A 13,512-nucleotide genomic window follows, 5' to 3' on the forward strand; every position below is an offset into this window, starting at 1 on the left:
GAACGGTGTCGTTCTGACGGGAGACGCGAAGTGTCGCGTCTCTACAGGCAAATTCGGACGCTTTCAGCCTTGAAAAGGATGGATTAGCGGCGCGGTTCTGCGGGTGCGTCGGCGTGACCCTGGCAATGACACCTACGGCCTTACCATTCCAGCTTGCCATCCTTATCACCGGGGGCGGGCTTGGGCTCCGGCTTGTTGGTCGGCAGCGGGTCGGCCTTGAACTCGTCGGTGTTCTTACCCTCGGGGCGGAGCAGGCGGAACTCTACGCGGCGGTTGGTTTTGGCATCCTCCGGAGTTACTTCCTCCTTGAGCGGTTTCGAGGAGCCGTAGCCGAAGCTGTCGATGCGGTTGGGGGCTAGTTTGCCTTTCTGCTCGATGTAGCGCCGGATGCTCTCGGCCCGCTCCTGCGAAAGGCGCTCATTGAAGTCCGGGTCGCCCTTACTGTCGGTATGGCCCGTGATGCTAAGCCGGAACGAGGGGTGGTCAACCATAAACACGGCAATCCGGTCGAGCACCGGGTGCATGCTGGCCCGGATATGGGCCTTGTCCTGGTCAAACTCAATGTTTTTGAACACCAGCGGCAGCTTGTAGTCGATGGAGTTGGTCATCAGCTTCATCACCGTGTCGCCTTCCAGGGCAAACTTCTTTTCCACGCTGAAAAAGTCCGGGCTCTGAATCAGCATCACGTAGTGCGAGCCTTCAATCAGGTCGAAGTCAAACGACCCATCCTCGCGCAGGTATTTGCTGGCTACCTCAATGCCGTTGTCGGTATCGATGATGCTGACGATGCCGTTGAGCGGCTTCTGGCTCACGGAGTCAATCAGGGAGCCCTCCACGTGGGTAGTGGCCAGGGGCTGGGCCTCCATCGGCAGGGGGAAGGAGTAAAGGTCCAGGTTTTTCATCTCCTTCTCCTCGGAGCGGGCGTAGTAGAGGTTTTTGGAGTCCGCGTCGATGGTGAAATAGTACTCCGAGCCTTTGCCGTTTACCAGGGGCCCGATGTTGATGGGCTCCTGCCAGCGGCTGCGCACCCGGTAAGTTTTGTAAATATCAAAGTCGCCGAAGTTGAGCAGCTGTCCGCGCGAGCTGAAATACAGCACGTGGTAAAGCGGGTGGTAAAACGGGCTGACCTCACTTTCCCGGGTGTTTACCACCGGCCCCATGTTCTGGGCCCGGCCCCACTGCCCGTTCTGCTGCTTCACGGTGTACCAGATGTCGGAGAGGCCAAAGCCACCCAGCCGGTCGGAGGCGAAATACAGTGTATCCTCGCCCGGCGACAGGGTCGGCTGCGAGTCCCAGGCCGTGGAGTTGACGTTGGCCCCCAGGCTCTTGGGCATCGTCCACTGCCCGTCTTTGAATGTAGCCGTGTACAGGTCACAGTTGCCGTGGCAGGTAGGGCATTCACAGCGGGCAAAGAACAGGGTAGTACCATCCTTGCTGATGCAGGCCGAACCCTCGTTGTAGGGCGAGTTGATGGGCTTAGGCAGCGGCTCCGCCTGAGACCATACACCATTTTCGCGCCGGGCCGTGTACAGATCTTCGTCAATTACGCCGTGCAGGCCGCGCATTTTGCGCTTGGAGGAGAAAATCAGCAGGTCGGCGTCGGCGCTGAGGGTAGGGCCGTAATCTTCGCGCTGGGAGTTGATGGCGTCGCCCATGGTAGTGTACACGCCCTTAGGGGGTCGGAACGTGGCAATATTTTTCCGGTACTCCACCAGGTCGTAGTACGTTTTCAGGGGTACATACAGCTCCGTTTCCTTTTGCTCCAGCGAGTCGTAGTAACGTTGCACCTTAGTCAGCGTCTGGCGGCGGTGCTTGAGGGCTAATCGGTAGTAGGCTTTTGCGCGGTCTTCATTGCCGGCCTTTTCCCAGAGTTGGCCCAGGTGCCACAGCAGGGTATTATCCTTGTAAAAATTTTCGATGCCGAACTGGCCCACGTAGGCCTCCAGCAGGTTGCGGGCGGCCGTCCAGTTTTTCCGCTTTTCAGCCCGCTGAATTTCGCGCAGGGCTTTTTTATCCTGGAAATAGGGCAGGCGGTTGATATTTAGAAACTCGGGTGTAGCATCAGTCCGAGCCCGTGCCTGCCGGACTACTTTCGCCGTGAGTTTGCGTTGCGCATTGGGTAAGCCCGTTTTTTGTTGGGCAAATACAGCAATGGGCAGGCACAGCGCACAAAGCACCAGGCACAGCGTAATCAGGCGGGCAATGGAAAACATAGCAATAATAAAGCACGAAGGCGGTGGGAACCGGCAAGCATCAAAAATAGGAAATTTTGGATAAGGGTGGGTAGTGGATAGTAAGTGCCCGGAACTGTCATGCTGAGTTGGCAAAAGGCCTTGCCACGCTGGAATAGCAGGGCTTTTCTCTGCGCCGGTTGCGCCAAAACGCCGGAACAATTACTTGTACAGCGGATACAAGGTCCTTCGCCAGCTCAGCATGACAGTTCCGGGCCTTCCATTCGTCTGCCCTTCTGACGCCTTCCGGCCGTGGCACGGCACTTGCCAAATCCCTACCTTCGATACCTACGTTAGCCTCCCGGGTTCCAGGCTGAACCGTTGGTCTGTCATTGTGGCATCCGTTCAGCCTCCTAGCCCGTCCTTCTTACATGAGCCGAAATACGCCGCCTTCCTCTTTCTCTTCTGTACTAATGGCCGAAGATCCCGCTGAAATGGTGTCCATTGTGGCTACCGACCCCGACCAGCCGTTGGAAGCCGGGGAGTCGCCGGAGGTGTTGCCGCTGTTGCCAGTGCGTAATACGGTACTGTTTCCGGGCGTGGTGCTGCCCGTCACCGTCACGCGCAAGAAGAGCATCCGGCTGGTACGCAAGGCGTATCGGGGCAATAAGATTGTGGGTGTAGTGGCCCAAAAAAACGGTCAGAGCGACGACCCGGAGCTGCAGGATCTGTATCCGGTGGGTACTATGGCCAAAATCCTGAAGTTGCTGGTGCTACCCGACGGCAACACCACCATCATCATTCAGGGCCAGTCACGCTTCCGCATTGAGGAAGCCGTGCAGACCACACCCTACCTCACAGCCCGCGTGAGCTATATTCCGGAGGTGTTTCCGGCCAAAACCTCCAAAGAGGTGAAAGCACTGGTGTCGTCGCTGAAGGAAGCGGCGGCCCGTATGCTGAAGCTTAACCCCGAAATTCCGCAGGAAGCCCAGGTAGCCCTGGATAACATCGAGTCGCCCTCTTTCCTGACGCACTTCCTGTCCTCCAACATCAACGTGGAGGTAAGCATGAAGCAGCAGCTTCTGGAAACGGCCGACGGTGTGGAGCGTGGCACTCGCCTACTGGAGCTGATGATGAAGGAGATTCAGCTGCTGGAAATTAAGCGCGAAATCCAGACCAAAGTCCACACCGACATCGACCAGCAGCAGCGCGACTATTTCCTGCGCCAGCAGATTAAAGTGCTGCAGGATGAGTTGGGCTTCGATGGCCCCGACCAGGAGGTGGAAAAGCTGCGCCAGCGTGCCAAGAGCAAGAAGTGGCCCGAGGCCGTGGCCAAGCACTTTGCCAAGGAGCTGGATAAGCTCACCCGCATCAACCCCCAGGCCGCCGAGTACCCAGTGAGCCTGAACTACGTGGAGTTCCTCTTGGATTTGCCCTGGGCCGAGTACACCAAAGACAACTTCAACCTGAAGCGCACCCAGAAAATACTGGACCAGGACCACTATGGCATGGAAAAAGTAAAGGCGCGCATCATCGAGTACCTGGCTGTGCTCAAGCTCAAAAACGACCTGAAGGCGCCCATTCTGTGCCTGTATGGGCCTCCCGGCGTGGGCAAAACCAGCCTGGGCCGCTCCATTGCCAAGAGCCTGGGCCGGCAGTACGTACGCATGAGCCTGGGCGGAGTGCGCGACGAGGCCGAAATTCGGGGGCACCGCAAAACCTACGTGGGCGCCATGCCCGGCCGCATCATCTCGCAAATCAAGAAGGCCGGGGCCTCCAACCCGGTTATTGTGCTGGATGAAATCGACAAGCTGGCCTCTGACTTCCGTGGCGACCCGTCGTCGGCGCTGCTGGAAGTGCTGGACCCCGAGCAGAACTCCACCTTCACCGATAACTTTCTGGAAGTGGAATATGACCTCTCACGGGTGCTGTTCATTGCTACCGCCAACTCCCTGGATACCATTCAGCCTGCCCTGCGCGACCGGATGGAAATTATTGACCTGACCGGCTACACGCTGGAAGAGAAAACCCAGATTGCCAAAAAGCACCTCTGGCCCAAGCTCCTGCATGAGCACGGCCTCACGCTCAAAGATGCCGGCATCACCAACGGTGCCCTGCAGCGCGTGATTGACGACTACACCCGCGAGTCGGGGGTGCGGAGCCTGGAGCGCAAGCTGGGCGCGGTTGTGCGCAACATTGCCAAGAGCAAGGCCATGAAGGAGCCCCACCCCGCCACGTTGGAGCCCAAAGACGTGCGCCGCATCCTGGGGGCCGCCATCTTCGACCGGGACCAGTACCAGGACAATGAAACCGCCGGCGTGGTAACGGGGCTGGCCTGGACCTCCGTGGGCGGGGATATCCTGTTCATTGAAAGCCTGCTGAGCCGGGGCCGGGGCAAACTCACCCTGAGCGGCCAACTCGGCGACGTGATGAAGGAGTCGGCCGTGACGGCCCTGAGTTACCTGCGCAGCCGGGCCGAAGAACTGGACATTGATTACCGCCTCTTCGACCAGTACGACCTGCACATTCACTTCCCGGAGGGGGCCGTGCCCAAAGATGGACCCAGCGCCGGTATTGCCATTTTTACCAGCATTGCCTCGGTATTCACCCAGCGCAAAATCCGCAGCCACCTGGCCATGACCGGCGAAATTACCCTGCGCGGCAAGGTGCTCCCCGTAGGTGGCATCAAGGAAAAGATTCTGGCCGCCAAGCGGGCTGGTGTGCGGGATATTATCCTGTGCCCTAAAAACAAAAAGGACATCGACGAAATTTCGGCCGAGTACCTCAAGGACCTCACCATCCACTACGCCGACCGGGTAGATGATGTGCTGCGCGTGGCGCTGCTGGAGGAGAAAGTAGCGCATCCCATTAAGCTGGTGGTGCGCGACGAAGCTCCCGCACCCGTTGGGCCGAGCGTAGAGGTAAGCTAAACAGCACTGCCATTCCGACGCTGGTGGAATCTGCGCTTACCGTTTCAACGATTAACCCAGATTCCACCAGCGTCGGAATGGCAGTGCTGCCACACAATAAAATGTCCGCTTACCGCGTCCTAACTGGCAACCCACATTATCTTAGTTGCCGATGAATCCATTTCTACGCGCCGCCTTTTTCTCCGCTGGTTTCGCTGTGCTGGCCGTTGCCCCAGCGGCCCAGGCCCAGATTGGCGGCCAGCAGGCTATGTCCTTCCTGAACCTGCCCACCAGCGCCAAGCTGGCGGGGCTGGGCGGTGTCAACGTGTCGGCCCGCGACGCCGACGGTACCATGCTGTACGGTAATCCGGCGCTGCTCAACCAAGAAATGGACGGCCGCCTGGCGCTGGGATTCGTGGATTACCTGGCCGATATTAAGCAGAGCACGGCCGCTTATGTGTTTAATACCGCTAAATATGGCCGTTTCGGCGTGGGTCTTACCTACCTGAGCTACGGCCAGTTCGAGCAGTTTGATGCGGCGGGCAATTCGCTGGGGCAGTTTTCGGTGAATGAGTATGCCCTGAGCATTGCTGATTCCTATACCAGCGGAGCCTTCACTATTGGTGGTACCCTCAAGCTGGCGGGCTCGGGCATTGCGGGCAACCACTCCTATGCCGCCCTGGCCGACGTAGGTGGCCTGTTCAAGCACCCCGAGCAGGACTTTACAGTAGGCCTAGTGGTGCGCAACGCCGGTATTCAGCTCAAGCCCTACGACGGAGCCGGCCGGGAGCCCATGCCGTTGGATGTACAGCTGGGTACCTCCTTTAAGCCCGAACACCTGCCCTTCCGCTTTTCCTTCACAGCCCACCACCTGCAGCAGCTCGACATCGTGTACCTCGACCCCAACCAGCGCGGGCAACTGGATGAAAACGGGGAAGAAATAAAGCCCAAAAAGACCCTGGGCGACAAAATTGCCCGCCACTTTGTGGTCGGCGGAGAGTTGCTGCTTAGCAAAAATCTGAACGTACGCCTGGGCTACAACCACCTGCAGCGCCGGGAGTTGCGCCTGGAGAATACTTCCGGTGGGGCTGGCTTCTCGTTTGGGGTCATGCTGCGGATCAGTCAGTTCCAGCTTGACTACACCCGCGCCGGTTACCATGCTTCGGGCGGTGCCAACTATTTCACCATTGCCCGCAACCTCGACTCCTTGTTCAAGAAAACGCCCTGACACTCTCCGAAAACGCCCTGGTGTGGGCGTTGCTAAACCTTTGCTTGCTGCCGGCGGTACTACCTATTCGTCATGCCGACCAAGTTGCTTCCCTTATTGCCCTATGCTCGATTCCGCTGATTTTTTGACGCCGGCTCAAATTGTGGCCGAACTGGATAAATATATTGTTGGCCAGCAAGATGCCAAGCGCCATGTGGCCATTGCCCTGCGCAACCGGTGGCGTCGTCTGCACGCTCCCCAGGATATGCAGCGCGAAATAGTGCCCAACAACATTCTCATGATTGGCTCGACGGGCGTGGGCAAAACTGAAATTGCCCGCCGCTTAGCCAGTATTGCCGGCGCCCCCTTCACCAAGGTAGAAGCCTCCAAATTTACGGAGGTCGGCTACGTGGGCCGCGACGTGGAAAGTATGGTGCGCGACCTGGTGGAGCAGTCGGTGAACATGGTGAAACAGCGCCGCAAAGAAGAAGTGAAAGTGCAGGCCGCTCAGGTAGTTGAGGATATCATTCTGGATATTCTCATTCCGCCGGTCACGGCTGCTGTGGCTACTCCGGCTGCCAAGCCTGCCCTGGGGTTTCCGCTGCCTGCCTCCGGTACCGATATGCCCGACTCCGACCATGAGCTGAACGAGCGGACCCGGGAGCGGTTTCGGGAAAAAATCCGCAATGGAGAGCTGGACGAGCGTAAAATTGACATTCGGGTGCAGCAGAACACTGGCTCCGGTATCGGGGTGATTGGCGGTGGCCCGGGCGGAATCGACGAAGCCAGCATGGCCGGCATCCAGGATATGCTGGGCTCCATGTTGCCCAAAAAAACCCGGAAGCGGAAAGTGACAGTGGCCGAAGCCCGTAAAATTCTGCTGGATGAGGAAGCCGCCAAGCTCATTGATATGGATGAGGTAAAAGATGAGGCTATCCGCCAGGCGGAAAACGCGGGTATTATCTTCATTGATGAAATCGACAAAGTGGCCAGCCGCAGCGGTAAGGGTGGGGGCGGGCCCGATGTAAGCCGGGAAGGAGTGCAGCGCGACCTGTTGCCCATTGTGGAGGGCTCTGCCGTGAATACCAAGTACGGCATCATTCACACCGACCATATCCTGTTCATTGCGGCCGGCGCCTTCCACGTCAGCAAACCCTCCGACCTCATTCCGGAACTACAAGGCCGCTTCCCAATCCGGGTAGAGCTGCAAAGCCTGAGCAAAAACGACTTTTACCGTATCCTCAAAGACCCCAAAAATGCGCTTACCAAGCAGTATGAGGCATTATTACAGGCCGAGCAGGTAAGGCTCACCTTTGAGGATACTGCGCTGGAGCGTCTGGCCGAAATTGCCTTCGAAGTGAACAGTGAGGTGGAAAATATCGGGGCCCGGCGGCTGCACACCGTGATGAGCCGCTTGCTCAATGATATTTTATTTGATGTACCGGATGTAATTGGTGCTCATGCCCACATTCTTATCACCCGCGAGCTGGTAGAAGAGCGCCTCCGCGACATGGTGCAAAACCGGGACCTAAGTCAGTATATTCTGTGAAACGAAATGGCCTGGCTGCACATACGTCTGGTTGCTGGGTCTTTGGGATTTGGGAATACGTCAGCACGCAAAAAGAGGCAGCTTAGCTGCCTCTTTTTGCGTGCTGACGTATTCCTTGAAAAACGCAGACTATTCATCTTCACCAAATGCACTACTACATCATTACCGGCGCCAGTCGTGGACTGGGTAAAGCCTTAGCTGAAGTGCTCCTGGAGCAGCCTGAAACCAACGTTATCGGTGTTTCGCGCCATGCCACCATTGAGCATCCGCGGTATCATCATCAGCCCCTGGACCTTTCCGATATGCTGGCTGTGCAAAGCAACCTGCACAAGGTTTTCCCGCGTTTTGCGGATGCGGCTAGCATTACGCTAATAAACAATGCGGGTGTCCTAGGCGAAATTGGGTACGTGGGTGAACAACAAAATGAGCAGTACGAGTTTGTGTTTGACGTCAATCTTATTGCACCCGCTATGCTCATGAATACATTTCTGAGTACTTACTCGAGCTTAGCGGTGCCACGCACCATTCTCAACATCAGTAGCGGGGCTGCGCAACGGGCCGTCGACGGATGGGCGGCCTATTCAGCCTCCAAAGCGGCCCTGGATGCCTTGTCGCGCACGGTCCAAAAGGAGCAGGATCTGCGCGGCAGCGGTATCCGCATCCGTAGCCTCGCCCCCGGTATTTTGGATACTGCCATGCAGCAACACATCCGCACAGCCGACACCCAGAGCTTCAGTGAGGCCAGCACCTTTGCTGACTATCATGCTCAAGGGCAACTGGTAGAGCCTCGAGTTGCTGCCGCTATAATTGTAGCTTGGCTGCAACGTCCAACATCTGCCACGGAAGACGTAGTCACCCGTATAGACAGGTTATCATAAAAAAAGGCCCCAACCGAGCGGTTGGGGCCTTTTTTTATGACCATGAAACTAGTAGCTGGGGTTCTGCACCACCAGGTTGCTAGTGGTTTGAATTTCCCGAATTGGAATTGGCCACAGGTTCCGGAACGTTTGCGTAACGGCAGGCAGCGTAGCCTGAACAGTGTTGGTCCGACGCAGGTCAAACCACCGGATTCCTTCGTTGGCTAACTCAATACGACGCTCTCTAAGAATGGCCGTGATAAGCTGAGCCTGGGTGAGGGTGGTGGCAAGTACTGGCAGGCCAGCCCGGGTGCGAATCTGGTTTACGAGAGTCAGGGCTGTTGCCAAGTTACCCGTCTGAGCAAGTGCTTCCGCGCGAGTCAGAATTACTTCGCCCAAGCGCATCAGAATCGGCTGATCATCTCCGGCAGCTACCCGGAAATACTTGCGGGTAGTACCCGAAGGATAGGAGGGGAGCTGAGCAGTAGCCGCGGTAACCACGTTTACGTTCAGACGTTTGTCGCCGGCCTCGTGCGCTGGCCCCAGGCCCGTAGCGGGGTCTACCTCGTTCCGGCCGCCATTAGCTGCCGGGAACCAGAAAAATGCCAGTGAGTTGCTGTCTACCGCATCGAAGGGCAGTTCCCAGATAGACTCATTAGAGAATTTCTGCGCAAAAATGTTGTTGTATTCGCCTTCAAGCGTGACAGCAGGAAGTGCAGCAATTGCCTGAGCGGCAAAATCGGCAGCATCGGCATAGTTGCGCAGACGCAACTCAAACCGGGCCCGCAGGGCCAGAATGGCACCTTTGCTGAGGCGGGCTTTAGTGCCTTGCGCAGCAATGTTTGCAGCAGCAGCAGTCAGGTCGGCCCGGATGGCGGCGTTCACCTCTGCTTCTGTAGCGCGGGCTTTAGGTTTGATTTGCTCGCCATTGATGGAGGTAGTTGCCTCTAAGCGCAGCGGCACTCCAAGCCCATCGGGATACCCGTACCCAGCCGGAGTACCTCCCCAGTAGCCAAGCAGGTTCATGTAGTTGAATGCACGCAAGGCCTGCGCTTCGGCCGTTACGCTGGCTTTATTGAAGGCTGGATCATCAATTTTTTGAACCTGCTCAATTACGTAGTTACACCGGTTGATGCCGGAGTAAATAGCGTTCCACATGGCACTCAACTCTGTATTGTCCGGCAGAATCTGGTTCTGGGCAATTTGAGCGAATGTGGGGAAAGTACCCGTATGGCGGGCGTTGTCAGAACCCAGGTCTGCGAACAGCTGATAGCGCAGGCCCAGGTAGTTAGCACTTTGCAGTGCATCGTAGCAACCCCGAAGGGCGGCTTCAGCATCTTGGCGGGTTTGCAAGCCATCAGTTGAGTCCAAACTCGCCCGAGGTGTTACCTCAAGCGGTTTTTCGCAGGATGTCAGCCCCAATGAAGCTAGTAAGATGGATGCCGCCAGTAAGTGGCGAACAGAAGGAAAGTTCATATCGATCCGAAATGCAAGTCAGAAAAAGTTAGAAACCAATGCTCACACCACCCGTGATGGTACGTGCCTGGGGGAAGGTGAGGAAGTCGGTACCTAGTGCGGTGTTTGAGCCGCTGAAGGTGTTCACTTCCGGATCCAGACCGGAGTAATTGGTGATAGTAAACAGGTTTTGCGCTTGAGCATACACACGGAAGCTGCTCATTTTCAATCGGCTGGTGAATGCCGAAGGCAGAGTGTAGCCCAGCGTGAGGTTCTTCAGACGAGCGTAAGAACCATCCTCAATAAACCGGTCGGACACACGACGGTTGTTGTTAGGGTCACCGTAAACAGCGCGTGGAACATCCGTGTTTGTATTGGTAGGAGTCCAGCGGTTCAATACCGCCGCATCCTGACCAAATACTCCGTTCATACCCTGCGCAAACGAGATGTTGTTGTTGTAAATCTCGTTACCGTACTGAAACTGCAGGAAGGCGGTCAGGTCGAAGCCTTTGTAACGGAGCGTATTCGTGAATCCGCCGTAGAATTTGGGCTGAGCATTGCCAATAATTTCCTGGTCATCACCCGTGATGCGTCCGTCGTTATTCAAGTCTTTAAACTTGATATCACCGGGAGCAGTCAGGGAGCTTTGGTAGCGGGCGGTTGCACCGTACGTAGCCTGAGCTGCTGCGTCTAGGGCGTTAATTTGCTCCTGGCTCTGGAAAATTCCGTCTACCCGATAACCGCGGAATGCACCCAAAGGCTGACCCTCGGCCACCCAGCTGGCAAAACCAGCCGCGAAAGGAATACCATCAACTAGTTTGGTAACCTTATTTCGGTTGAAGGTGATGTTGAAATTGGATTCCCACGAGAAGGCATCATCTGAGTTGCCTTTGATGTTAACCGTGGTCAAACCAAATTCCAGACCCTTGTTTTCAATGGAGCCAACGTTGGCCAGATACGACAGGAAACCAGTGCTGCCTGGCACTAGGCGGCTGAGCAACAGGTCGCGGGTATCGTGCTTGTACGCATCGGCAATAAACGTAACCCGATTGTTGAGCACGCTAAAGTCGATACCAACGTTGGTTTTGGTGGTGCGCTCCCACTTCAGGTCAGGGTTGGCTAACTGTGACAGGGCCAAACCACCTACCTGCTGGAAGTTCGCACCCGTACCAATCAGGCCACGGGATGCGAAGTTGCCAATCTCCTGGTTACCAGTCTGCCCGTAGCTAGCCCGGAGCTTAAGGTCATTAACAAAGGAATCTTTCAGGAACGACTCTTCCGAAACGCGCCAAGCAGCCGACACGGCCGGGAACAAGCCATACTTGTTGTTTTGTCCGAAACGAGAGGAACCGTCGTAACGGGCGGTCAGTCCAAGAAGGTACTTTTCCTTGAAGCTGTAGTTTACGCGACCCAGGAAACCCAGAATACGCCATTCTGTTTCACTGGATGAAGCACCGGTTTTGGTAGCACCCGCCGAAACCTGCTTCACATCATTGCCAGGGAAACCAGTAGCGGAAGCAAATACCTCGTTGAATACGTCCTGCTGATAATCAACTACTGCCTGAGCCGAAACAGAGTGCGCTTCGCCAAAAACTTTAGCGTATGTCAGCGAGCTGATATGGTTAAAGTTGCGCTCCTGACGGTAGGATGAAGTGGCCGAGCCACTAGTGCCTGCCCCGGTGTTGGTAGTGGTGGGGAAGAAGGTATCATCCTTGAAAGTGAGGTAATCCAGACCGAAAGTTGCCCGGTACTTCAGATTCTTCACCAGTTCGAACTCCGTGAACTGCGTTCCGATGACACGCGCACTCACACCCAGGATGGTGGGCTCTTTTGCAGCTGCCAGCGGGTTCTCAGTTGAGGAGCCCGGGTCTTTGGCGTACGTTCCGTCGCGGCGATACTTCGGAATATCACTGGCCACAAGCACCGCCGTGCTGAGTACACCATTGATGTTGTTGTCGTTCTGAATGCGGTTGTTCGTCGACCGGTTTAGTCCGATGTTGACGCCCATGCGAATTTTGTCGCTCAGCTTAGCGTCCATGTTCAAACGGCCGCTGGCCCGCTGGAATCCGGAGCCGATGATGATACCCTGCTGATCAAAATAGCTGCCGCTGGCCCGGTAGCGTATACGGTCGGTGCCGCCAGATACTGCCAATTCGTAGTTTGAAATCGGGGCCGTGCGCAGAATCTCATCTGCCCAGTTCGTAGAAGGAGCAGTGGATGGGTTCTGGAATTGTGCCAAGTCACGGATACCGTCACCGTTATCGGCGTAGGTATACAAACCGTTCTGGACTGCCAAGCCACCTTCACTGAACAGGTAACCGGCCAAATCCGCGTGGCTGCGCCAGTTTACGCCAAGCGCCGAGATAGTACCCGTAGACGAAGCCGGGTACCGGTTACGCACCATATCCAGGAACAGCTCCGTCTGCTGCTGGCCGGTCAGGGCCTTCGGACGGTTCCAAGCTGTTTGAGCACCCCGATAGTAGTCGAGGTTAACGCGGGTACGGCCAGCACGGCCCTGTTTGGTTGTAATCAGAACAACCCCATTGGCACCCCGGGAACCATAAATAGCAGAGGACGAAGCGTCTTTCAGGACCTCAATTGACTCAATATCGTTCGGGTTAAGGTCGGATAGAGCGTTGGTCTGCTGGTTGCCCGTGCCAATGTTGCTGTAGCTACCAGTATTGATAGGAAGACCATCTACCACGTAAAGAGGCTCGTTGCTGGCCGTCAGGGAAGACGCGCCCCGTACACGCACCGCAATGCCGGAACCTGGCGTTCCGGAGTTTTGGGTTACCTGTACACCCGCAGCCCGGCCCTGCAGAACCTGATCTACACCGGCAACGGGTTGGTTCTTGAAGCTTTCAGACTTCACGGTGGCAATGGCACCGGTAAGCTCACGGCGCTCCTGGGCCACACCGAAACCCGTTACTACTACTTCACTAAGGGTTTTGGTGTCTGCTGCGAGGCCAATAGTGTAGGATGCTTCATTTCCCAGCGTAACCTCTTGCGAGATGTATCCTACAGACGAGACAAGCAGCGTAGAGCCCGAGGTAGGAACCGTTAGGGCAAAAGATCCATCGGAGTTAGTAGAAACACCGTTGGTGGTACCTTTTACAAGTACGGTAACGCCCGGCAGGCCTTCACCGGTAGCACGGTCGGTTATCCGACCCGAAATGGATCTAGTTTGTGCTACCGTTTGAGTAGCTACCAGAGTAGCCAGCGGTAACAAAACAAGTAAGAGCGTGTTTGGGAATTCAGACCCGATTGAGCGACATAGTGATGTTAGCTAGTAATAGCCAAGCAACATGGCTAGCGGGAGTGAATTCGTAATCAACGACCACGCGGCGAAAGCAGGCTAACCAGG

At 56.2% G+C, this 13,512-nt stretch carries 7 protein-coding genes; 4 read left to right on the top strand and 3 right to left on the bottom strand.

Features of this window, described 5'->3' with window-relative positions:
* Positions 1-140 precede the first annotated feature (140 nt).
* The gene (locus EI290_RS07435) at positions 141-2,213 is read right to left on the bottom strand and encodes an OmpA family protein (protein ID WP_125428254.1); all 2,073 of its coding nucleotides are present in this window, start codon (positions 2,211-2,213) and stop codon (positions 141-143) included.
* Positions 2,214-2,644: 431 nt separating this feature from the next.
* Here EI290_RS07435 and lon point away from each other — a divergent pair, with 431 nt between their 5' ends.
* The 4 genes from lon to EI290_RS07455 all read left to right on the top strand — a co-directional run bounded on the left by lon (position 2,645) and on the right by EI290_RS07455 (position 8,714).
* The gene (lon, locus tag EI290_RS07440; RefSeq protein ID WP_125428256.1) at positions 2,645-5,101 is read left to right on the top strand and encodes an endopeptidase La; all 2,457 of its coding nucleotides are present in this window, start codon (positions 2,645-2,647) and stop codon (positions 5,099-5,101) included.
* Between the two features lie 151 nt (positions 5,102-5,252).
* The gene (gene porQ, locus EI290_RS07445; RefSeq protein ID WP_125428258.1) at positions 5,253-6,308 is read left to right on the top strand and encodes a type IX secretion system protein PorQ; all 1,056 of its coding nucleotides are present in this window, start codon (positions 5,253-5,255) and stop codon (positions 6,306-6,308) included.
* Between the two features lie 103 nt (positions 6,309-6,411).
* Positions 6,412-7,836: an ATP-dependent protease ATPase subunit HslU gene (gene hslU, locus EI290_RS07450; RefSeq protein ID WP_125428260.1), complete on the top strand. Its 1,425-nt coding sequence runs from the start codon at positions 6,412-6,414 to the stop codon at positions 7,834-7,836.
* Positions 7,837-7,982: 146 nt separating this feature from the next.
* A complete protein-coding gene (locus tag EI290_RS07455) occupies positions 7,983-8,714 on the top strand; it encodes an SDR family NAD(P)-dependent oxidoreductase (protein WP_125428262.1) in 732 nt (243 codons plus the stop codon).
* 48 nt (positions 8,715-8,762) lie between these two features.
* Here the strand turns inward: EI290_RS07455 and EI290_RS07460 are convergent, their stop codons facing one another.
* A complete protein-coding gene (locus tag EI290_RS07460) occupies positions 8,763-10,064 on the bottom strand; it encodes a RagB/SusD family nutrient uptake outer membrane protein (protein ID WP_185816888.1) in 1,302 nt (433 codons plus the stop codon).
* Positions 10,065-10,197: 133 nt separating this feature from the next.
* Positions 10,198-13,377 carry a SusC/RagA family TonB-linked outer membrane protein gene (locus tag EI290_RS07465; protein ID WP_185816889.1) on the bottom strand — a complete coding sequence of 1,060 codons (3,180 nt, stop codon included), beginning with the start codon at positions 13,375-13,377 and terminating at the stop codon, positions 10,198-10,200.
* Positions 13,378-13,512 lie beyond the last annotated feature (135 nt).

This window comes from Hymenobacter metallilatus, assembly GCF_003944705.1.
In the GTDB taxonomy this organism is placed as follows: domain Bacteria; phylum Bacteroidota; class Bacteroidia; order Cytophagales; family Hymenobacteraceae; genus Hymenobacter; species Hymenobacter metallilatus.

Excerpts from the sequence above, each read along its gene's own strand:
- lon (WP_125428256.1), top strand. The coding sequence starts at position 2,645 with ATGGCCGAAGATCCCGCTGAAATGGTGTCCATTGTGGCTACCGACCCC.
- EI290_RS07435 (WP_125428254.1), bottom strand. The coding sequence starts at position 2,213 with ATGTTTTCCATTGCCCGCCTGATTACGCTGTGCCTGGTGCTTTGTGCG.
- EI290_RS07455 (WP_125428262.1), top strand. The coding sequence starts at position 7,983 with ATGCACTACTACATCATTACCGGCGCCAGTCGTGGACTGGGTAAAGCC.
- porQ (WP_125428258.1), top strand. The coding sequence starts at position 5,253 with ATGAATCCATTTCTACGCGCCGCCTTTTTCTCCGCTGGTTTCGCTGTG.
- hslU (WP_125428260.1), top strand. The coding sequence starts at position 6,412 with ATGCTCGATTCCGCTGATTTTTTGACGCCGGCTCAAATTGTGGCCGAA.